General features: G+C 48.2%; 20 protein-coding genes and 3 CRISPR repeat arrays (1 of these 23 only partly in view). Of the genes, 12 read left to right on the top strand and 8 right to left on the bottom strand.

Annotated elements, in window-relative coordinates; all coding sequences use genetic code 11:
- Nucleotide 1: 1 nt before the first annotated feature.
- On the bottom strand, nt 2–907 hold the full coding sequence (locus OCV29_RS19990; RefSeq protein WP_073602161.1) for an AraC family transcriptional regulator: 906 nt from the start codon (nt 905–907) through the stop codon (nt 2–4).
- A 267-nt stretch (nt 908–1174) separates the two neighbouring features.
- Nucleotides 1175–1443: a CRISPR direct-repeat array (repeat unit 29 nt; unit sequence TTTCTAAGCTGCCTACACGGCAGTGAACT).
- A 647-nt stretch (nt 1444–2090) separates the two neighbouring features.
- Here OCV29_RS19990 and OCV29_RS19995 point away from each other — a divergent pair.
- The 3 genes from OCV29_RS19995 (at nt 2091) to OCV29_RS20005 (ending at nt 4013) form a co-directional block, all read left to right on the top strand.
- A complete protein-coding gene (locus OCV29_RS19995; RefSeq protein WP_073602162.1) occupies nt 2091–2585 on the top strand; it encodes a GNAT family N-acetyltransferase in 495 nt (164 codons plus the stop codon).
- Nucleotides 2586–2621: 36 nt separating this feature from the next.
- Nucleotides 2622–3069: direct repeats of the CRISPR family, unit length 28 nt; unit sequence TTTCTAAGCTGCCTATACGGCAGTGAAC.
- 150 nt (nt 3070–3219) lie between these two features.
- Complete coding sequence (locus OCV29_RS20000; protein ID WP_175561499.1) at nt 3220–3381, top strand: hypothetical protein; 162 nt, start codon at nt 3220–3222, stop codon at nt 3379–3381.
- Between the two features lie 155 nt (nt 3382–3536).
- Nucleotides 3537–4013, top strand: coding sequence for a hypothetical protein (locus OCV29_RS20005; protein WP_073602164.1), 477 nt, complete (start codon nt 3537–3539; stop codon nt 4011–4013).
- Nucleotides 4014–4114: 101 nt separating this feature from the next.
- On the opposite strand, the gene cas6f is transcribed toward OCV29_RS20005, so the two are convergent.
- Genes cas6f through csy1 form a run of 3 tightly spaced genes read right to left on the bottom strand, consistent with a single transcriptional unit; the run spans nt 4115 to nt 8101 of the window.
- Entirely contained in the window at nt 4115–4711 is a 597-nt protein-coding gene (cas6f, locus tag OCV29_RS20010) for a type I-F CRISPR-associated endoribonuclease Cas6/Csy4 (protein ID WP_073602165.1), read from the bottom strand.
- A 2-nt stretch (nt 4712–4713) separates the two neighbouring features.
- Nucleotides 4714–5727, bottom strand: a complete 1014-nt coding sequence (csy3, locus tag OCV29_RS20015; RefSeq protein WP_073602166.1) for a type I-F CRISPR-associated protein Csy3 — start codon at nt 5725–5727, stop codon at nt 4714–4716.
- A 13-nt stretch (nt 5728–5740) separates the two neighbouring features.
- Complete coding sequence (csy1, locus tag OCV29_RS20020) at nt 5741–8101, bottom strand: type I-F CRISPR-associated protein Csy1 (RefSeq protein WP_073602167.1); 2361 nt, start codon at nt 8099–8101, stop codon at nt 5741–5743.
- Nucleotides 8102–8634: 533 nt separating this feature from the next.
- On the opposite strand from csy1, the gene OCV29_RS20025 reads away from it, so the two are divergent.
- Nucleotides 8635–10515, top strand: a complete 1881-nt coding sequence (locus OCV29_RS20025; RefSeq protein ID WP_139281490.1) for a hypothetical protein — start codon at nt 8635–8637, stop codon at nt 10513–10515.
- Between the two features lie 437 nt (nt 10516–10952).
- On the opposite strand, the gene cas3f is transcribed toward OCV29_RS20025, so the two are convergent.
- Both cas3f and cas1f read right to left on the bottom strand, forming a co-directional pair.
- A complete protein-coding gene (gene cas3f / locus OCV29_RS20035; protein WP_073602168.1) occupies nt 10953–14270 on the bottom strand; it encodes a type I-F CRISPR-associated helicase Cas3f in 3318 nt (1105 codons plus the stop codon).
- A gap of 2 nt (nt 14271–14272) precedes the next feature.
- On the bottom strand, nt 14273–15241 hold the full coding sequence (gene cas1f, locus OCV29_RS20040; RefSeq protein WP_073602169.1) for a type I-F CRISPR-associated endonuclease Cas1f: 969 nt from the start codon (nt 15239–15241) through the stop codon (nt 14273–14275).
- 448 nt (nt 15242–15689) lie between these two features.
- Here cas1f and OCV29_RS20045 point away from each other — a divergent pair, with 448 nt between their 5' ends.
- From OCV29_RS20045 to OCV29_RS20075, 8 genes are all read left to right on the top strand, one after another.
- Nucleotides 15690–15851, top strand: coding sequence for a hypothetical protein (locus OCV29_RS20045; RefSeq protein ID WP_175561500.1), 162 nt, complete (start codon nt 15690–15692; stop codon nt 15849–15851).
- Between the two features lie 570 nt (nt 15852–16421).
- Nucleotides 16422–16667 carry a type II toxin-antitoxin system ParD family antitoxin gene (locus OCV29_RS20050; RefSeq protein WP_073602170.1) on the top strand — a complete coding sequence of 82 codons (246 nt, stop codon included), beginning with the start codon at nt 16422–16424 and terminating at the stop codon, nt 16665–16667.
- Nucleotides 16664–16963 (top strand): type II toxin-antitoxin system RelE/ParE family toxin, encoded by a 300-nt coding sequence (locus OCV29_RS23685; protein ID WP_073602171.1) that lies wholly within the window; start codon nt 16664–16666, stop codon nt 16961–16963. Before OCV29_RS20050 ends, OCV29_RS23685 begins: the two co-directional genes overlap by 4 nt.
- Nucleotides 16964–17320: 357 nt before the next feature.
- A complete protein-coding gene (locus tag OCV29_RS20055; RefSeq protein ID WP_261887435.1) occupies nt 17321–17482 on the top strand; it encodes a hypothetical protein in 162 nt (53 codons plus the stop codon).
- A 378-nt stretch (nt 17483–17860) separates the two neighbouring features.
- Complete coding sequence (locus tag OCV29_RS20060) at nt 17861–18163, top strand: hypothetical protein (RefSeq protein ID WP_139281491.1); 303 nt, start codon at nt 17861–17863, stop codon at nt 18161–18163.
- A 100-nt stretch (nt 18164–18263) separates the two neighbouring features.
- Entirely contained in the window at nt 18264–18740 is a 477-nt protein-coding gene (locus OCV29_RS20065; protein WP_073602173.1) for a hypothetical protein, read from the top strand.
- A gap of 123 nt (nt 18741–18863) precedes the next feature.
- Nucleotides 18864–19745, top strand: a complete 882-nt coding sequence (locus OCV29_RS20070; RefSeq protein WP_073602174.1) for a HEPN domain-containing protein — start codon at nt 18864–18866, stop codon at nt 19743–19745.
- 396 nt (nt 19746–20141) lie between these two features.
- Nucleotides 20142–20303 (top strand): hypothetical protein, encoded by a 162-nt coding sequence (locus tag OCV29_RS20075; RefSeq protein ID WP_175561501.1) that lies wholly within the window; start codon nt 20142–20144, stop codon nt 20301–20303.
- A gap of 44 nt (nt 20304–20347) precedes the next feature.
- On the opposite strand, the gene OCV29_RS20080 is transcribed toward OCV29_RS20075, so the two are convergent.
- Nucleotides 20348–20812 (bottom strand): YrhA family protein, encoded by a 465-nt coding sequence (locus OCV29_RS20080; protein WP_073602175.1) that lies wholly within the window; start codon nt 20810–20812, stop codon nt 20348–20350.
- 12 nt (nt 20813–20824) lie between these two features.
- Nucleotides 20825–21958 (bottom strand): PAAR domain-containing protein, encoded by a 1134-nt coding sequence (locus OCV29_RS23690; protein WP_139281492.1) that lies wholly within the window; start codon nt 21956–21958, stop codon nt 20825–20827.
- A 351-nt stretch (nt 21959–22309) separates the two neighbouring features.
- Nucleotides 22310–22361: a CRISPR direct-repeat array (repeat unit 29 nt) (it continues 217 nt past the right edge of the window).

Raw genomic sequence — 22361 nt, forward strand, 5'->3', positions numbered from 1 at the left:
ATCATGTGCCGTGGCCGTTTCCTGTGACAGATGAATTTTTACGGCGATACATAAGCGGTGTTTCGCCATGGGTTAGTTTGAAACGATTCGAAAAATGGCTTGAAGAGCTGAAACCACATTGCAGGGCGATTTCTGTCAGTGAGGCGCCGGAATGTTGCAGTAAAATCCTGGCCTGATTTAACCGTTGCTGCATCACATACTGATGCGGAGTAATTCCCGTGCTTTGTTTGAACATCCGGGCAAAGTGATATTCACTTAAACTGACAAGCTCAGATAAATCAGACAGCTGAAGTGGTTTGCTGAGACTGGCCGCGACAAATTCTTTTATCCGGGCAAGCTGAAACGGTGCCAGCCCCCCTTTGACCTGAACCTGTGTCCAGCGGAATTGCGTATAGTGTTTGACTAAATGGGTAAACAGCAGGGATACGGCTGAACTGATGGCCATCCGGTCAACATTTTCTCCCCACTGATAATTCAGGAAGAATTGCCGGTAAATAGCGGTGATTTGCGGGTCATTATCAAAGATATGTTCATCGACAGTCAGCCCGGCCGGGCTTTTATCCCAGACTTTCTCTGCCACTTCGGTCAGATGTTGATCGGTAAAATAAAAATGGACAAAGGCCAGTGGCCCGCGGATATCCCATTCTGAAGCATGGTTTCTCGGCATCAGACACATGCGGTCCGGCCCACCACCGTTCTTCCAGCCTTCAGGTGTTTTCAGAAAAGACTCATAACCACCATCGACATACAAACTCAGCGTATGATGGTCCGGATTTTGTACCTGAATCCGGTCTTGCTGATTAAACCATGAGGCCAGCTCAGTACCGTTATCCAGACGTACAGAATCACGCAAGTGTGCGTTGGTATCAATCAGATTCTGGTGCATTTGGTAAACAGATTCAGACATTCCGTGGTGATCTCACTCCCTGACTTTACGTGCTTCAGTTTACGCAAAATCCTGAGATGAGACCAGCCGGATTGATGAAGCGCTCAATAAAAACCGCAAGAATATGCAATTTTGGGGCTGCTTGGGTCAGCGAAACGAATTGGCGCACCATCGATGACACCGAAGCTGGAAGCTTCAACATGGGATTTGAACGTATTTGTGGTGGTTAAATTTTGCTGCCTGTGCGGCAGTGAACCCATCTGTGGCTTTCATGATGTCTTTCAGAATTTTCTAAGCTGCCTACACGGCAGTGAACAGCTCCCGGCCTAACCGCCTGATCGATTCTTTTTTCTAAGCTGCCTACACGGCAGTGAACTTCCTTTTCTCCATGTTTCACCTGTCCAGAACTTTCTAAGCTGCCTACACGGCAGTGAACTAGTTGATCCACTCTTGAACAACGGCCCGCGATTTCTAAGCTGCCTACACGGCAGTGAACTGTGACGTTGCCGAAAATCGGCAATAGAACAATTTCTAAGCTGCCTACACGGCAGTGAACCGTTGCAGTATAGCCGCTCAGGCCAGCAAGCAACAGGGATGCGGCTGAAAACTTCGCAAAACCCCTTTTTTTGAGCGCCCGATTTGGGGATTTAAAATCAATGAGTTACAAAGGCGCTGAAAAAAGGGTCTGCGGTGTAGTGGCGGCTTTTAGCCGTGGTGACTGGTTTGGTACGCTTATTTGTTGCGCTGATCCAAGTGGCACTGGTGAACGCGCACCACTTCATCTTTTTCCCCGATGAAAAAGACGAAGCAGAAAAAATCGCCCCGAATTGCCGTTTTCCTGATGCATTTTTAGTTCATCACATGTGAGCCGGGGTACGGTTCGATTCGCATCCTGTTCAGCGAACCTTGAAATTCGTCCCTGAATTTCAACGCCCTCAGTGTCGTGGATTTGCATCAGGCGGCAATAAGGGGAGCGAACTGAATCGTCAGACAAACCATCTCAAATAAAAGACAGTTCAAAGTACGTCTGTCCCTGTTAAATCCGCTGTTAAATCTATATTTTTAGCCATTATGACCTCATTGATATCAAGTAATATCAGGTTATGGTATTAAAGATGCTTTCGTATAAGTGGTCACTCATAATAAGCAATTGCAGCGGACGCATACAACGCCTGGCGTTCGCACACAAGGAGGAAAGGAAACTTTGAAGTTCGCAAGAAAATTTAAGTGCCCGAAGCTTGTCTTCAGCCCGGTCTGTATCGATGATGCGATGGTTTTGTTTGATGCGGTTCGTTCTGAAAAATTTCCTTCGTCTCTGCCATTAGCAAAAATTGAAACGCTGAAGCAAGCCGAAAGCTGGTGCTCAGAACGGGCTTTAGATTGGGATGCAGGCAAGTGCTTTGTTTGGACATGCCATCGTTCATCTGATTCGGTCATTATTGGGCAGGTGACTCTGTTTCCACAGGAAAATCGTCTGGCCCTGGCGTATTGGGTTAACCCTGAACTCTGGGGGCAAGGGTTAGCCACCCAAATGTGTGAATCTTTGCTCTCTCACATTCAACGTGAAGGTTATCGGGGAAATGTGTGGGCTGGGGTTCATACCTGGAATACCCGAAGTGCTTCTGTGCTGAAAAAGCTTGGTTTTACACCGATGGATTCTGGTGCTGGAGACACGGCAGAGTACAACTTAGCCATTTAGCGCATGCGGATGAGGTTGCAGTGATATCGGCAGAGGGATCTAAGCTGCCTATACGGCAGTGAACTTTTGCTTCTTCCGATAACTGTAATTGTCCCATTTCTAAGCTGCCTGTGCGGCAGTGAACGCCACGGCATGACGGATTTCACTCTTCGACATTTTCTAAGCTGCCTGTACGGCAGTGAACGATTTACTCCGGAGTTTATTTCAACTCTTCCTTTTCTAAGCTGCCTACACGGCAGTGAACTTTTCATCCCCGTCTCTGGCCCGTTGTGCAATTTTCTAAGCTGCCTATATGGCAGTGAACCCGCCCGATGATGACGATATTGAAATCAAATGTTTCTAAGCTGCCTATACGGCAGTGAACGGGTTGAGCGGTACCACCAATATTTTCATGCATTTCTAAGCTGCCTATACGGCAGTGAACGACATGGCCAGCCATCTGCTTTCCGGCAATGTTTTCTAAGCTGCCTATACGGCAGTGAACCGTTGCAGTATAGCGGCTCAGGCCAGAAAGCAACAGGGCTATGGCTGAAAACTTCGTAAAACCCCTTTTTTTGAGCGCCTGATTTGGGGGTTTAAAATCAATGAGTTACAGAGGGGTTGAAAAAAAGGGTCTGTGGGATGGTGGAAGCTTTTGGCCGTGGTGGCTGGTTTGGTACGCTCATTTGTTGCGCTGATCCAAGTGGCACTGGTGAACGCGCACCACTTCATCTTTTTCCCCGATGAAAAAGACGAAGCAGAAAAAATCGCCCCGAATTGCCGTTTTCCTGATGCATTTTCAGTTCATCACATGTGAGCCGGGGTACGGTTCGATTCGCATCCTGCTCAGCGAACCTTGAAATTCATCCCTGAATTTCAACACCCTCAGTGTCGTGGATTTGCATCAGGCGGCAATAAGGGGAGCGAATTGAATCGCCAGACAAACCATCTCAAATAAAAGAAGTCCAAAGGATGAACAGACACGACGTCTGTTCAAAATTTTTCTCGCCAGGGAGGGCGATAAAAATTGGTCCTGTCCCGAGTGCACTGAAGCCAAATATAAAAAAGACTTTTTCGGCGGTTTTTGGTCTTTCAAAAACCGTCTGGGGCGCTTGCGCCAAAAGCCGCTTGGGTCAGCGAAACGAATTAGCGCACCATAGATGCCACAGAAGCTGGAAGCTTCAACATGAGATTTGGCCGTGCTTGGGCTCACCTCTTGAATCTCCAGACAAACCATCTCAAATAAAAGAAAGTTCAAAGGATGAACAGACACGATGTCTGTTCAAAATTTTTCTCGCCAGGGAGGGCGATAAAAATTGGTCCTGTCCCGCGCGCACCCAAGCCAAATATAAAAAAGACTTTTTCGGCGGTTTTTGGTCTTTCAAAAACCGTCTGGGGCGCTTGCGCCAAAAGCTGCTTGGATCAGCGAAACGAATTGGCGCACCATAGATGCCACTGAAGCTGGAAGCTTCAACATGGGATTTGAACGTATTTGTGGTGATTAAATTTGACTGCCTGTGCGGCAGTGAATTCACACGGATACTTTCAATCTAAAACCACGGCACGGTTGCCTCCCGGCTTAACCCATAGCTGGAAAATGTCCCGTCAACCGGTTCGCGTTGCAATTCCCCCAGTGCAATAAAAATCCGCATCACCTGATGATTGGAGAGACTTTGTAACTGCAGATAAGGTAGTTTCAGCACTTGCTGATTCTCGTCCGGGATCTTTTGCCATGCTTCGGCTTCCGTCATTCTGCCTTTAGCCACCGCTCGTTTGCGCAGATTATGCGGGCTTTTCTTTTGTATCCGGTAAACTGTCCGGTAGCCTTCAATATTTTCCGGCACCGGCAGTAAGTCACTGACCTGCGTATAATCACGTAACCCTTTAAGCCACGGCAAAGTCATCAGATGATCCAACGCGGTCTGCGAGCCATGCAAACGCAATACCCGGCCTGCGGTTGGTGCTGTCGGTTTTCCGGGTTTGATCCGGCTTTGCTCACGGAGACCATATTCCGGAAAACTGACCGCGATTTCACCGGGAACAGACTGCGCCATAAACCGGTGGAACTTGGCAAACAGATTATTGAGCAGTGCCGGCGCGGTCACTTCCAGATCCGGCTCGACCCGTATATCAAGATAATAGTCCATGTTTACGCTCCGAATACGCCACCACGAATCAGCATGGCCATGATGTAGTGTTGTTCTGCTTCTGTGGGCGTTTTATCTTTCAGCATCCACTGATCCAGCAGGGTGTAGAAATCCGTTTTCTCTTTGGGTTTGCGGTAAGCAATTCCCCGGTTGGTGACACTGCCATAAGGTTCGATGGCAATCGGTCCGGATTCTTCCGCTAATGGATACCAGGTGTCGATCGTGCGCAGGGCATTGCCGATTTTCTGTGAATGCATGGCGGCCTGACGATCAATGCTTTCACTCAGTGAATAGAGTTCTTTACTTTTCTTATTGGTACTTCCGGCATTTAAAACCAGCTCCTGAGACGGATAGACCGTCTGCCCGGCACCAAACTGAACAAACGCTTCGATGGTCAGCAGCGTTGCCTGCTCTCCCAGTAATCCCTGTTCAATAACTCCGGCAATGGTTTGAACCGCTTCTGTGGGCTGATCGAACGATTTCAGATTGAAATCATAGGCGTTAAACGTCCATGTTTGATCCTGATGATGGATACGAACTTCAATCGCCTCGGCACCTACCCGGTTGCGCCACAAAAAACGACCATTGGCAAGGTTCGCGGCATAGCGGAGACTCAGTGTCTGAAAACCGTACTCAGTGACATATTGGTGGATTTTACCGGCCAGTGCGGATTGGTATTCAGGACCGTTACAGGTGGATGGCGTGGATAAATCACCCAAAACCCGCAAGGTAAAGGTCACTTTCAGGGTGTCGGTATCGAAGGGCAGCGCGGCGGTATCGACCGTTTGCAGGTTGGCATTTTCGATTTCTGCATCCAGCTTACTGGCTTTGGCACCTTTCAAACGGTTTGAAATGGTGCCGCGAACCGATTTTTCGGTCACAGCAACCGGCTTCCATTCGGTCTTCCATTCGGTATTGGTGTCTTTATCTGACCATAAACCGGCTTCAAATTTGGCATCGGAGCAGGCTAATTTAGATTCAAATGCGAGGACAGAAGGCGTTTGTAATTTGCTCATGGAAAAATCCTTGTTAAATAATATCAATCAGGTCGTCGGAGGAGAGGGTTTGCGCTTGCTCGCTGCGGCAGGCATAAAAAGGTGCGTCATCATGGTAGCGCCACATGACACTGCTGAGTGTTTCTATCCGGCTGGGTCTTCTGATCCATTCAGCGATACTGTGAATCGGTTCAACAAAGCTGACCGGCGTATTGAGGTCGCGCATGTTTGCCACTTCACCGGCCGGATAAAGGGGGCTGATTTGCTTATAGCCGACCATAAAGGGCACCAGCCAACCTTTGTTTTTATCAATTTGTTGCCAGTCAATTTGGGTTTCTTCGCTGTTTTCTTTCACCGGCACCTGTGTTGAAACATAGGTCAGAGAGGAGACTTTCAGCCATCGCTTGAGGGTTTGCGTCGGATCGGGGGCTTCTGTTGCCAGTAATGTGGCCCGGTCCACCAGAATCGCGCCCGGCATTAGCGGCCGGAAGACTTTTACCGGCTCATGGTGTGTGGTGACGTAACAGCCGTCGATAGACGTAATTTTGCCACCGGCTAAACGGTGTCTTTCTGCCAGTTGTTGGATGGCTTTACACTGATCACGGCGTTGCTCATCATTGATCAGGTTCAGCCCCTGCGCCCGGATCACCAGAGAAACCGTCATATTCATTTTGCCTTCTTCATTGATGGGAGCGGTTTTTCCCTCATGAGTTAACGGGTTGCGGGTTTGGGCAAAAATGTAAGGCTCGTAACCGGCAGCTCTGTAAGCATGAATCTGATGATGATGGCAGACCACACTGGTAGCTGACAGCGTGATGCCGTGTGCGGCAGACAGTTTGCGGGACAAGGCATGGACATAACCGAGAAAATGGGTGATGGCCGGGAAGCCGTAAGTCAGCCCGCCGACGGCATTGGCCTGCGTGACCTGAATACGCTTCAGCACCAGATAGGTTTCACCCGTATTTCCCTGCGTGTTGTTGGCGTTCGAACTGTTGGCGTAAGCGTTGCTGGTTTGTTTGGGTGCTGTTTGACTCTGTTGCTGTTCTGCTTCGTCCTGCTCAGCGTTTGAAGTTATGCTCAGGCCAGTGAAACTATCGAACCGGAATTGATCCCGCCACTGTTTGAAAAACTTTTTCCAGTAGCTTTGATCGCCTCCGGTAAAGAGAAATGATTTGGCGCTATAGCCATTCAAAACATCATTCAGCCATTGAGCAAATTGTTTTGGCAGCGCTTTGTGCCAGCTTTTATCATGAATATCCCATTCAGGATGGTTTGGGTCTGCCCAGCGTTTGTGTTCCGGCCAGAGAGTTTCAGCCTCATCACTCCAGCCTGCTGGCAGGCGCTGCCACTGGCCGACGATACCGGAAATGGCATCAATGATTTGGTCGATATAATCGCGTATTTTGTCCCGGTGCGGCAGCGTGCTGTCAACGTTGTTTTGGTGCATCTCTTTCAGATGAGTCAACATTTCCTTAATGATTGGACGGGTTGCAGTTAAGACCGAACCATGATGAAACAGGCTCTCCACATGCAGTGGCGGCAGCAGTTTTTCCCGTAATTCGGGCGGTGTGGCTGGCAGCAGGTAACATCTTCCGCGACGTTGTGAGTTGAGCTGGGAAATATTCTGAGGTTTGGAACCTCCGGCAGTCATTAAAGCCAGATTGGGATACGCAACTACCGGATCCGGATAAAGCTGGTTGGTTTTTTTCGCATCTCTGGCTTCTTTCATCGCCTGACTGAAGCGGCAATGCTGAATGGTTTCATCAATTGTTTGTATCAGGGTGGAGGAGGGCAGAACGGCCAGCAGGTGATAGGTTCCGTCAGCGAGAGGGAAATAAACCTGTTTGCCCAGTGTATGGCTGGCGGGTGACTGATCCTCTAATGCCTGTTTCAGACCTTGCCCCCAGGTTTGCAACTGCGTTTCATCAACGGCAAATGGCGCGAGGGGAGAAAAATCATTGGCTTGCAGGTAATTCAGCAGAGACTTGCCTGAGTCTTCTGTCAGTTGCAGCAGCCCGGCCACATCAAGGCTTGCCGCATTGCCCGAGACATCTTTGACCGGATTTTCTAATGCGCTGGTATCCAGATAATGCGGGTCATAGCGGCTTTCACTTGTAATCAGGCTGGTGCCTTTGGCACTGCTGTTTACCAGCTTGATCACATGGGTGGCCATGCTGATCTGTTTGGCGCGTTTGGCAGCGCTGTCCAGCCAGACGACTGGTGTGTAATCATGGGTAAGCTGGGCAATTTTTTCAGTGTAGGCCGCTTCAACGGCATCGAGGTCGGCGGGCGAGGTGGCAGCCGACCGCTTTTTATCAAATGCCTTGTCTTCCGTGTCCCGCTTGGTCTCAAAACGGGACTGAATATAGGCGCGGATTTGATCAGAAAGCTGCATTAATTCTCCTTAAATTAAGGTTAAAATAAGTCGTCTGAATTGCGGCAAAGTCAATAAACTACTGGATATATTGAAATTTTTAATATGAATTCTTGAGAACTTAATTTGATTGCATATTAAGGGTATGGATTAATTCTGTAAAGCATATTTTGAAAAATATTTTTAGAAATAAGTAGGATAAAGCAATGTTGTTTAGTATTGGATTTATTATTGACGGAGCAGTAATATTGCTCAGATTACTGTTGTGAGCAGTTTAGAAATACTTATTTCTTGAAATAAATATTTGATTCACTGCCGAACAGGCAGCTCCAAAAACCCGCTTCGGCGGGTTTTTACATTTCCCTGCCACGAAATACCCCAAACACCGGGTCGACGAACCATGGCTTGCCTTTGCACCGGCAAAATCTGGTGATTTTTTTCACAAAGAGTCCGCGAATATTTGATCCATTTGAGGATTATTCCTTATGATTTAACTTAAATGAGATTATAATAAATCTCAAATTTGTCTTTTTTGGTGTAAGCAACAACGTCTTATGTCTTATTATCATTCCGGTTCTGGCCGCGATCCGGAGATTAACGCGGCTGTCTCTGATTTAACCTCTGTCGCCTTTCGTCTCAGTCATCAATATATTCTGCCGGGTATGGCCCGGGGGGCTTTTACCCGGGAAATTGCCAGCAAAGCCGGACAGATTGTCCGTATTTATGAACATGGCAATATAGAGAAACCACAGGCACTCAGTCAGCTTAAAAATCTGGGCTGGAAGCTCCGGCAACAAGGCGACTTTATCGCCCGATCTGGTATTCGTGCTGTCGCAGCGATGATGCAGCAACACCGGGGCGGCAGCTCGCTGGATTCTCTCCACATCAACCGTTACATCGAACAAACGACACAGGAAAAAGGTCAAACGGGTATTTCGGGGGCGGATATGTTTCGCTGGTCTCATCTGCCCCACGCACGGGAAAGCTCATTACTCCGTTATGCTGCTGAAGCTTACTTCAAACGGATGAAACCTGCTATTTTCAAAAATACCGAAACAGATCAATCAGCTAAAAGCAGTGGTTCCGGTGGCGGCGGTTCGTTCCTCTCACAAGCACCTGAGCAGAAATCATTACCAGAGCCAACCCCGCCACCGGCCCCGGAGCCGAAGAAACTCACAGTGAGAGAGCGGTTAGCGAAACAGCGTCAACAGAACCTGCTTGAATCGGATAAAGCATTTGCAGCCGTGGAAGCGAAAGAAAAAGCAGACAAACAAGCTCAAAAAGTACAACAGAAACAGGCGCAACAAAAAAACGCAGAATTAAAAGAAAAGCCGGAAGAAGCCTTCTCCCTTGGCTGGATGCAAACTGAATTACCAATGTCTCAGGGGGAGCTGTGGGACAGTATTTTTGCCCCGGAAACCGAAGACAAGCACAAGGCTCTGATTAAAAAACACAATGCTCATTTAAATGAACCCGTCATGCAAGGTGAATTAGTGATTGTGTTGACCAGAGAGCCGGAAACAGAGCAAGAGCAACAACAACTGGACGCCTTAAAAGAAGAAGCTCAGGCAGGGAGTGAAGGACTCGGCAAGCTGGACGAAGCACAGGCCGCAACAGTTTACCGTCATTTTGAATTACTGGATTACTATGCTTCCAATGGTTTGAAATATATTCAGGAAAATGGCCTTCCCAGTGATGATTATGCCTATGCTTCTGTGGGAGTTGGCGCCGTTGCTTCCGGAGTGGAAACAAATTTAAAACATATCAACAATATCCTGATGGAAATTAATGACCTGTATGTTGAGCAGGTTGCAATGGCCAGCCGTACAGGGGGAATGAATTACGGCACATTTGTGGCACAGCGGGCAGAACTGCTTCAAAAACTGGATATACCATTTGCACGCTTTTCCTCAAGAACCGTTAAAATACCGATACTCCGGCAGATCAGAAGAACATTGAAGCTTTCAACAAAATCCGTTTTCTATCATGCAGATGAAATTATTGCGAAAGGCGTTGTACCTAACCTTGGAAAACGGATAGCCAATATTTCACATGGCCTCTGGGCTGCAAAAGGGGTTGGTTATCTGGGGTTGGGATTAGCCGTGGCGAGTGGTGCAAAGAATGTTTATGATGCCTGCTCTGTGGATGGAAGCGGGAATTGTGGTCAAACCGCAACCCGTGAAGTCACTGGTTTTCTCGGTGGCTGGGTAGCTGGAGGTATCTTTGCTGATATTGCTTTAGGGGGCGTATTCATCGTTTTGAGTACGGCTTCCGCGCCAGTTTTTGCAATTGTTTCAGTCAGTGCCTTCGTGGGTGGCGGGATCGTTGGGGGTATTGTTGGTTCCTCGGTCGGTAAGGCTATTGGTGATATTTTTTACGAAAAAGCGGTTGATATAAAGCAGTGGGGAGAAGAAAAAATTGAGGAACTGTTTTGATTGATATTTTTGATGATGTAAGTACCGTTACGATGGGTATCATATCAATATATGCACTTCTTTGGACAATTCCGGGTGTAATAATCAGTATTGTGATTTCGATGGGGAGTTATCAGCATATCATTTTTTTGGATAAACAATTGGCAAAGGATCTGGATAAGCTATACGATTCGAATGGACAAATGCGAAATCCGTTATTTACAACCATAGCCAATCGTTATCACAAATATTGTATCCTCTATCCGTTCATTCGCGACCGGGCAACAACAGGTTCTGTAAAATTTAAAGTGTTTATGTGGCTGAATTCACTGGGTTTTTGGTGCTGGATAATCGGTCTGGTATTCATGTTATTCTCTTAAACAGACAAGATATTTGCTCCTGAAAATATTTGATTCACTGCCGAACAGGCAGCTCCGGAAACCCGCTTCGGCGGGTTTTTACATTTCCCTGCCACGAAATACCCCAAACACCGGGTCGACAAACCATGACTTGCCTGCTGTTTTGTTACCGGGCTTATCAAGTGTGATGCGGGAAAAGCGTTGATACGCCTCCAACGTGCTCAGCTCAAATTGATCAGCAAGCGTGTCGATGATGTCCGTCAGTGGTGCGGCTCCCCAAAAGCTGATGCCCCGGGCAGAATTGTCCGGTGTCGTTCCTGTTTGTTGCCAGAGTTTCAGCTGAACGGTCTCTTTCCATTGCTGATCTTGTGGGTCAAACTCCTGTAGCGTTAGATCGCCGCTCTCTTCATCAGGAATCATCAGATAATCGACGGTTGGCCGGCTTTTCCGGAAGCGGGTTTGCCGCTGAAATTGACCAAACAGATGCGCATGCTGATGTTGCCACCAGGGCCGTAAATCACTGTTGAGCGAGAGCATGGTAGCGGCATGTTCGAGGGTCAGCCAGCTTTTTGGCCGCCACGGCAGATGATAATCGGGCGCATCAAGGAGTGCTTTCAGTGGCGCTGCCGTTAAGCGGGGAATCGCGGTCAGTGGTGTGAGTGTGGTCAGATCCACCTGAGCGGCCAGATCATGTTCAGCCAGTCTGAGACAGTTCACAGCATTGCCATTGCCGGTGATCTGAAATGGCTGGTCTGTTTCGTATCCCGGTTTGGTATACGCCAGACTTTGCCGTGTGAATGCACGATAATTACGGTTGAGCAGATAAATATTGGCCTGTTGCGGCACCATCCGGCGATGGCGTTGTACCCGTCCTGCGGCCTGAATCCATGATCGAAGTGAGCTGGGCTCAAGAATCGCCCAGTCGAAATCCAGATCCCGTCCGACTTCTATCACCGGAGAGGCGAGAACAACAAAAATATGATGTTGCTCCGGATGCTCAAGCAATGCCTGTTTCACGTCTTCATTCTCAAACAGGGCTTCCGGCGCATCAGCATTGCGCTGAAGCAGGCGATCAAGGCGGTGTTCCAGATAAGCCCGCTGTGCCAGTGGCAGCTGGCTGTGATAAACACAGTAATGAATCCGGCAATCATCAGGCGCAGGCAATTCAGAAAGCTGTCGGGCAATGGCAACCAGCGGTTCGATATTCGCGATTCTGACCATGCCGCAGGAAACCGTCTGCGTTTGTGTTGGATGGCGTGTTTTGTGCGCCGCAGAAAGCGCACAGATGCCCTGATAAATGGTATGTGCTATGTGTGCTGCGGGAGAGACTTCTTTGTCACTGACTGATTTGAGTGGCAGCCACCGGGGTAAATGGAGCGGTAGTGCGTGTTGCTGAAGCTGCTCAATCCGGTGATCAACATAACTCTGATGCGCTGTTTTGAATGCTTGTTCATCACCACATTGCGTTGAACGGGTGCTGAATTCATCAAACCATGCGCAGGGAATCGCGGGTGTGGTCTGCTCCCCGGTGACCCGGTTGAATGCCTGCCGCCCTTGTTGATAGCAGGCAAACAGATGCGTCACCAGTGCCGGGGTTAGCGTGGCAGATGAAAGTAATACGCGTGAGCCCATCAGCCCGGCAAACCAGACCAGACGCCCCAGCGCCGGATCATCTTCCAGCGAGAAATCATCCGGTTCATCCAAAACTAAGTCACTGGTTAGCAGGCGCAGTAATGGTGCGATTTGCTGCCCGCCGCGAATGCCTTCTGAAGCGGTGATCAGATGATCAACCGTGCTGACCAGAACCGGTGCACTCACCAGTTTGTGCGCGTTGCCTCTGGCTTTCAGCCAGTCACTGAGATAATGGTTGTCGATTTCTCCGTCATAAATCACTTCAGGGAGTTCATCAAAGGCGCCGGATGATTCACTGCCGTGATTTCCGGCCTGCATCTCCGGTTGCTTTTGGTGATCATAGAGATCGCGCACGGCCTGAGAGCCAATCTGGACCGCAATGGTTTCTTGGTCAAGATTCAGCTTTTGACGTAATGCGTCACCGGTTTGCAGCGTCAGCGTGCGCAGCCCCAGTGCGACACTGAAACGACAGCCTTGTTGCGGGTCTGATAACGCGGCCATAATTCTGGCATTGGCGAAGGTTTTTCCCTTGCCGGTGGAGGCCATATTGACACCAAAAAATCCTGCCTGCCGTGATAACTCTGCCAGTCCTTCAGCTTCCCGGTAAGCGTGATACTGCCAGCGAAACTGAGGCAAAGTGCCGGGTTGTCTCATCTTTTTCATCGGTGGCAGGGCAGGCAGCGTTGAGCGTAACCGGGGCAGAATGCGCGTCAGCAGGTAAGCATGATGGGCGACGCCGACACAATGTTCATCCAGCTGTTGTTTGGCTTGCCGTGTTTTACGATCTGTATTGGCAATGACGGGATAACGGCTGTCTTGCCAGTGCAATGTTGCAGGTCCGGCCGAATAGCAGTGGTCGGCCAGCATGAGTGTCAGCCGGGCAATATGCAGCGGAAAGGGCTGATCAATCGTGGCATAGTGTGAGAGTTTTGGCGTATTGAGTGCCCGTTTTGCCAGCGCTGCTGCTTTGCGTCGCCAGATCCGGCTTTGGATAGGGGTTCCGGCAGGGAAAGTCAGGCACTGTTTCTTCTCCGCGTCGGTAAATTTTTCATGGTTGAGGGCATTCCATTTGACGTCTGGTGTGTTTTCAAGCCAGCTGTCCACCTGATCAAAGGCGTGTTGTTGTTCGCTGTGATCGTAAAGCAACCGGTGATGCGTCAGAATCAGCCAAGCCACCGCTTTTGCAATGGTTGGCAGGGAATGAAAACCCGTCAGGTTTTCGGCATCAAAACTTGCAGGGAAGCTGATATCTTCTGAGCCGGTGATTCGGGTCAGGTGCTCCAGCCACTGTTGATCACTTCTCTGGCCGACAAACAGAATGAACCATTGGCAGGAGAGCCATTCATGGCGGTAAGGTTCTGATCCGCTGCCGCGTTCTAATTTGGCCTGAAACAGCGGATTTGCCTTACCAAAATCATGAAACAGCCCGGCAATTCCTGCCATCAGGGCGGCGGCCTGAATGCTGTTCATTGGGTTTTCATCGCCGCTGCGCAGAATATTCCGCTGGGTGAGATTGGTTGGCACGGTGCCGTCTGCATTAAACTTGCGCCGGTTGCCGACAATCCACATCAATTCTGTATGATTTTTACCCCGAATCCAGTAACAGGCAACGGCGGTATTGCGCCGGGCTTTTTTACGCAGCAGCATCCGCAGGGTTTTCAGCCCTTCGGCCGTGATTGGCGTTTGCCATGTGCGGCGGCCTTTACGTTCTGCAAACTGATCGAGGATTTGTCGGGTTTGGGTGAGCGCTTGTTTACTGCATTCAGAAACAATGAACACATTCATGTTCAGCACTCCGCCAGTTGTGTGGCTGCCGATTGTAATGTGTCAATCATGACATCCAGTGCTTGACCTTTGCGGAATTGATTCAGGCATCGCTGACGAAATTCCTGTTCATCATCCCCGGCCATAGCGGCGATAAATGCCTGTGGCAGTACCAGTGCATCTTTGATGATGTCGGCGACATCAAACACCAGTCCGCCGCGACGGGTTTTTCCGTGCAGCACTGCCAGCCCGTGAGGCAGGCCGATCACCCAGCAGGCCGTCGCAGCTAAGCCATAGGCGAGGTAGTTGCCGTGGTCGAGAAAGCGGTTAGCAATGTCGGTGCTGTTGCCTCGTTCTGAGCGGGTAAATTCGCCATATTGCACGCCATCACAGGCCAGTTTATAGAGTGCTTTTGTTGTTGTGGCTTCCAGAGAGAGCAGATCTTGCGTGGTATGGCAGCTGTCCAGATTGTCTTCAAACCGCTTCAGGGCGGTTTCCAGCCGGTTGGTGTGAATTGCAAAGGTTTCAGGATCTTGCAGAGACGGCCAGTGGGTACGGATCTGTTTCAACCGTTCCCGCTGGAGCATTTTTGCTGCTTCAAGGCGTTTTTTATCATCAAACCAGAAGCTGCACCACTGTTGCAGGTATTCTGTCGGGCGATACTCGGACTGTGGCGTCAGCCACGAAACATCGACCTGAACTTCATTGGCAGCATATAAAGGCGCTCCGCCACCGCCACAAAACCCGACCAAGACGCCGGCTTTAGCCAGTTCCCGCATGGCTGGTTGTGTGATAGATGTGCCGGTGCCAAGCATAATCACGGTGGTATTGGCAATCGGAATATTCCAGTACAGGCTTTCTTTTCCCTGATCGGTGAGATATTCCACCCGCCCGGCGTTGAATAAAACCCGGCAGTGTTGCAGGTAGTACAGATTTGCACGTTTGGAATGGAGAATGGTTTTGAGTTCGCTGGGGGAGAATTCCTGTACCACGGTGCTGTCCTTGTTGTAAAACCGGGCACTTATGTTAAGCAACCCGGTGTTATTCAATCAAGAATAATTATTATGTTTTGTTAAGTTGGCGTGGTTGAGCTGCCTGTGCGGCAGTAAACTCGTCAGATGCATTGTAAACCGTCGACCCAGTTTTCTAAGCTGCCTATACGGCAGTGAACACATCGCTTACCTTCGCTGTGCTGCATTAGCTTTTCTAAGCTGCCTATACGGCAGTGAACTGAACCTGTTAACCCGTCTCGCTGCACAATATTTTCTAAGCTGCCTATACGGCAGTGAACCGTTGCAGTATAGCCGCTCAGGCCAGAAAGCAACAGGGCTACGGCTGAAAACTTCGCAAAAACCCTTTTTTTGAGCGTCTGATTTGGGGATTTAAAATCAATAAGTTACAAAGGCGCTGAAAAAAGGGTCTGCGGGATGGCGGAAGCTTTTGGCTGTGGTGACTGGTTTGGTACGCTTATTTGTCGCGTTGATCCAAGTGGCACTGGTGAACGCGCACCACTTCATCTTTTTCCCCGATGAAAAAGACGAAGCAGAAAAAATCGCCCCGAATTGCCGTTTTCCTGATGCATTTTTAGTTCATCACATGTGAGCCGGGGTACGGTTCGATTCGCATCCTGCTCAGCGAACCTTGAAATTCATCCCTGAATTTCAACGCCCTCAGTGTCGTGGATTTGCATCAGGCGGCAATAAGGGGAGCGAACTGAATCGTCAGACAAACCATCTCAAATAAAAGAAAGTTCAAAGGATGAACAGACACGACGTCTGTTCAAAATTTTTCTCGCCAGGGAGGGCGATAAAAATTGGTCCTGTCCCGCGCACACTGAAGCTAAATATAAAAAAGACTTTTTCGGCGGTTTTTGGTCTTTCAAAAACCGTCTGGGGCGCTTGCGCCAAAAGCCGCTTGGATCAGCGAAACGAATTAGCGCACCATAGATGACACTGAAGCTGGAAGCTTCAACATGCGATTTGGCCGCGTTTGTGGTGGCTGGTTTCTTCCATCTTCAAGCCCGGTATGCATTCCCACGCGGAGCATGGGAACGAGCTGCAAAAGGGTCTGAAGTATCATTCCACTAAGGCCGAAAATCGCCTTGGGTTAAATATATGTCTAATATTGACAATATCAGACATAAAGATAGGATGAACCCGGGAGGAACGACTGATGAATGTCAATTTAAGTGCTGTCTTTGAAGACTATATCCGGCAGCAACTGGATACCGGTATGTATAACAACGCCAGTGAAGTGATTCGTGAAGCATTACGGTTAAAAATGCAGCAGGACGAAGTCTATCAGGCGAAATTAATTGCGCTTCGCAGCGCAGCCAATGCCGGACTTGAAAGCGGTGAACCAGCGCCGTTTGACGTAGAAGATCTGCTTTGTGAAGCCAGAAAACGCGCCGGCGTATGAGTGTCACTCCTTTTATCAGGCCATTGGCCCGTCAGGATATGCTCGACATCTGGCAATATACTTGTGATAAGTGGGGGCGTCGTCAGGCAGATCGTTACCTGAGAGAGCTGGCTGAAAAATTGTCTGTGTTGGCGGGTATGCCCGAACTTGGCCGGGCAGCCGATTATATTTTTTCCGGCCTGCGGGTCTATCATTTCAGGCATCACATTGTGCTTTACCAGATCACAGCAACCCATATTGATATTATCCGGGTCTTGCATGAGCGGATGGATGTCACTCAGCATCCGCTGAGTTGAGCGTCGGACGTTTATACGGCAGTGAACGTGTTTGATTACGCCGTCGATGAGTCCGTCATTTTCTAAGCTGCCTATACGGCAGTAAACTCTCAAATGTTCGGGGATGAATCCAAACTACATTTCTAAGCTGCCTATACGGCAGTGAACGCTATGGAATATCATGAATGGTTAAAACAGTTTTTCTAAGCTGCCTATACGGCAGTGAACCGTTGCAGTATAGCCGTTCAGGCCAGAAAGCAACAGGGATGCGGCTGAAAATTTCGCAAAACCCCTTTTTTTAAACACCAGATTTGAGGATTTAAAATCAATAACTTACAGAGGGGTTGAAAAAAAGGGTCTGCGGATTGGTGGAAGTTTTTGACTGTTGTGGCTGGTTTGGTACGCTCATTTGTTACGCTGATCCAAGTGGCATTGGTGAACGCGCACCACTTCATCTTTTTCCCCGATGAAAAAGACGAAGCAGAAAAAATCGCCCCGAATTGCCGTCTTCCTGATGCATTTTTAGTTCATCACATGTGAGCCGGGGTACGGTTCGATTCGCATCCTGCTCAGCGAACCTTGAAATTCGTCCCTGAATTTCAACGCCCTCAGTGTCGTGGATTGGCATCAGGCGGCAATAAGGGAAATGGGCTGCTTTCTTCAAGTCCCGGTATGCATTCCCACGCGCAGCATGGGAACTAGTGGAGCTCAAATAAAAGAAGTTCAAAGGATGAACAGACACGACGTCTGTTCAAAATTTTTCTCGCCAGGGAGGGCGATAAAAATTGGTCCTGTCCCGCGCGCACCCAAGCCAAATATAAAAAAGACTTTTTCGGCGGTTTTTGGTCTTTCAAAAACCGTCTGGGGCGCTTGCGCCAAAAGCTGCTTGGGTCAGCGAAACGAATTGGCGCACCATAGATGACACTGAAGCTGGAAGCTTCAACATGCGATTTGGCCGCGCTTGTGGTGGCTGGTTTCTTCCATTGCAGTGAATTTGCATCAGGCGGCAATAAGGGAAATGAGCTGCTTTCTTCAAGTCCCGGTATGCATTCCCACGCACAGCATGGGAACGAGCGGAAACCGTCTGGGGCGCTTGCGCCAAAAGCCGCTTGGATCAGCGAAATGAATTGGCGCACCACAGATGCCACTGAAGCCGGAAGCTTCAACATGCGATTTGATCAGGGAATTAAACGCCTGTCCCGATTGATATTTCGCGATTGAGTTCATATGATGTCGAAAATTCAGATTATGATGACATCTATCCCTTTAATTCTAAGAGATCAAGTCAGAGCCATTGCTCAGGAACAGGAGTGATTCACAAGTGGAAAAGAACAAAAATTCTGGCGCTGTGTTTTTCAGGCATCTTTGTAGTTTTGGTGGTGTACTATTACTTTCTGCATGTTCCGGAATCCATCAGGAGCGGGCTGGCTTGACGGAGAGTTATCAGGCTTATCAGTTGCAAAGAACACTCTGTGTTCAGCAGGCCGGATCGGGGAGCCAGGTATTTCCGCAATCTGAGTGGTTGAAACAGCTTCCTCAACAAGATAAACAAGAAGTCCTGGCTTATTTGTCTGTCAGTGCTTTTAACCAATGCGTCCGGCGTGCAAAGCAGCATTTCGATCAACAGGTCAGGCATCAATCCAAAGATGTTCAGGATTTGATTTTTCAGTTGGTTCCGGAACATGACTTTTACATTGAGAACATCAGCAAAAGGCTGGATACAAAAGAATTACGGCAGTTGAAGCAGCAGGTTTCTCAGCCTTTCAGGGTTTCTGATATGCTTAACCGCAATCCATAGTCTGCTGACCCGGTTGCTGCGCTGACTACAGAAACCGGGTTAACCCAACAAAAACCATAGACATTTTCTCTTCCCGCCGCCAAACTATGTGCATTGTTGATTCGCCGCTATTTTCAATCTTCTATGAAAACATCACTCGATCACCTGCCTGAATATAAGCAGCATGAGCTGGCACAAATTTCCTCAATTTTGCGTAACACGCTGGATGATTATCTGGTCGGGAAGTCTGAGGGAAAGCGCGCGTTCAAGATTCACAAAATCATTCTGTTTGGCAGCCACGCCAAAGGCGGCTGGGTGAGTGATATCCCCAATGGATATGTTTCTGATTACGATATTCTGGTGATAGTGAACACACCGGCACTGGCAGAGGAAGATATTGTCTGGCATAAGGCCGAAGAGCAGATTGAGCGTCAGGTGAAAAGTGCGCCACTGGGGTTAATTGTACATACACTGTCTGAGGTGAATGAACAGCTGCAAAATGGTCACTACTTTTTTAAGGACATCCGTCAGGAAGGGATTTTACTGTTTGATGCCAATAAGCGGGAACTGGCCCAGCCGGGAGACTTAACTGCCCAAGAGCGCCGGGCGATTGCGCAGGGGCATTTTGATCACTGGTTTGTCAGTGCGCAGCAATTCTTCACATCATATCATGACGATTTGGAACGTCAGTGGTTAAGTAAAGCGGCGTTTGAATTACACCAATCGACAGAACGATTCTTCGCCTGTACCTTACTGACACTGACCAATTATCTGCCCAAAACTCACAATATTGAGAAGCTGAAAAAATACTGTGCCGATCAGGAAATCGCTTTTGCCGGTCTTTTCCCGATGGACGACAAATTTCACCGCCGCAGCTTCCGCCGCCTGCAACGGGCGTATATTGATGCCCGTTATTCGATGCATTATGAGATCACCGAAGAAGAGCTGGTTTATCTGGCTGAAGAGGCAGAAAAGCTGAAAATTTTAACAGAACAGGTTTGCCGGGCGCGGCTTGCAGAGGCGTGATTTTGAGCTGGCTACGGTTCTCTGCCCGGCCTGAAGCATTCTGAAGCTGCCTGTGCGGCAGTGAACATACAAGGGGCATGCATATACAGAGGTTTGGATTTCTAAGCTGCCTATACGGCAGTAAACTTTATCAAGTGCTTAAATTTATTTGTCTATATTTTCTAAGCTGCCTATACGGCAGTAAACTCAACGTCAGGAACTGGTTGATTCCTATGCCCTTTCTAAGCTGCCTATACGGCAGTAAACCGTTGCAGTATAGCCGCTCAGGCCAGAAAGCAACAGGGATGTGGCTGAAAACTTCGCAAAACCCCCTTTTTTTGAGCGTCCGATTTGGGGATTTAAAATCAATAGGTTACAGAGAGACGAAAAAAAGGGTCTGCGGACTGGTGGAAGCTTTTGACTGTTGTGGCTGGTTTGGTACGCTTATTTGTTGCGCTGATCCAAGTGGCATTGGTGAACGCGCACCACTTCATCTTTTTCCCCGATGAAAAAGATGAAGCAGAAAAAATCGCCCCGAATTGCCGTTTTCCTGATGTATTTTCAGTTCATCACATGTGAGCCGGGGTACGGTTCGATTCGCATCCAGCTCTGGTAATACATGATTAGTCAAAAATACAGCTTTCCTCAATCACATAATCCAGTAACTGACTGAAGGCATCAAAATCCTGTAACTTTTCCCATGTGACCGAATCCACTGCCTCGTATCGGGTTGTTTTCAGGTTATAAACCAATCGGGTTGATGATTCTTCACCATAAGCAAAATATGTTTTTAGGGAGGCTTCCGTGTGAAATTCTTCATTGATATCAATAATACCATCAATGAAGTAATCCTCATCGTAGGGTTGAGTTGCGTAGAGGTTCAGCCCATTCACTGAAAAACCATTGGAAAGCCTGAGTAGTTCGAGATATTCCGGAGAAATTTCGATACCAAACTTCTCATCTACAGTACGCTTTAATTGCTCAATATCATCGGCCTGAGCAGCATCCAGTAAAAAACCTTCTTCGAACTCATCAGCTTCTTTCTGATCTTCAATTTTTAAGCGGTTTAAAATGTCATTTATGTTCATTGGTTACGCATCTCATTTTTTGGGAAATACTGTTCCATTTGGCACCGGCCATTGTAACTCAGTTCCTGAGCCAGCTTCTAATGAGCCTGTTGTCTGTTTTTGGTAGGTTGTAAACACTGAATGCTCTGGTGAGTTACGGATTAAAACCAGATTATCAAAATCGTTTGTCCCCCCATCATCCAGCGGTAATTTATGATGCACCTGATAACCTTTCGGTACTTTCCCTTTTGCCAGCTTAGCTATTTCACTCTCTTTAACACCATGCTTTTTCAACTGTTTTAAAGCTGTGGGATCAGTTGCCAATGTCTTCAAAAAGTCTTTACGCACTGAATTATCGAACTCACGTCTTAATGCCCGGTACGTTTCCCGATCCCGCTTTTCATACAAAACTGGCTTGACTTCAACATCGTCAAGCGTGATATCTTTCCCTTTATACTTACCAACAAATTTGGTTTTTACTATTTTTTCTACCGCTTCGTCAGCAAATTTGCCGGGAATTGCAATTGCAGCCATAACAGCAGCACTTTGCCATGATGGCTCTTTGATAAAGTCTTTCCCGGCCTCGATAAACGATTCGACGTCTTCTGCCAACATAGAAGCAGGATCAAGGTTAACCGGATTAATACCATCCAGCTCTGGGTGAGCTAACATTTGTTTTATTGTTGGCTCTGGAAGATCAATAGCTTGCGCTTCATTCTTTACTAACTTAGTCATCTGTTCCGGATAAAAAACCGGACTTGTCCAATGTGCGCTCACAGCATCAGAGATTGGTGTAATTTTAAGGAAAGCTTGTTTTTCAGCAACGGCATCCTTACCGCAGTCAAAAGTTTCAGCCTGATAAGGAGTGTCACCGATAAATACATTACCTGACCCGGCAGCAACTGAGCCGCCACAATCAATCGCGTCTCCGACTCTGGCAGCAGGTTTACCATTAATTGAAACATTCGAAGAACCAGCAGAAATGCTCCGGCCATGAAAGCCATGAGGTGTATATGGGCAGGGGCATCCATGCGGAATTACGGTGTCTCCCTTTCTGGCGGCTGGTTTGCCATTAATCGACACATCCGGGCTGCCTGCAACAATCGGTGTAGCAGGAAAGCAACTATGTCCTGAAGACGAGTCACCTAAACGGGCAGCTTTAGGCATAACAGCCCCCATTGGTGATACTGATATAATTTATTTTCATGATGTTCACCTGAGCCAGCGTTAATGATTATGTTGAATGGTTTATTTTGAAATTCTATTGCTTCAAACCGGGGAAATAAGCTCTTATTTATCTGGAATAATCGATATGGAACCAAAGGCAACAAAACACAGCATTTAAATAAGATAAATCTCAGTGATCTCTCAGGCAAAAAGAGCCGCATGAAAGCAGCTCTGGATTAACTTAGTTTTGAGTAAGAACGTTATTGTTACGCTGTATTGATGCCCGTCTTTCGGTGCATTATGAGATCACCGAAGAAGAGCTGGTAACGGCTCTCTTCCCGGTTTGAACCATTCTGAAGCTGCCTATACGGCAGTAAACGGAGAGCGTTCAAGTGTCGATCAA

The sequence above is a fragment of the Vibrio aerogenes genome, assembly GCF_024346755.1.
Classification (GTDB): domain Bacteria; phylum Pseudomonadota; class Gammaproteobacteria; order Enterobacterales; family Vibrionaceae; genus Vibrio; species Vibrio aerogenes.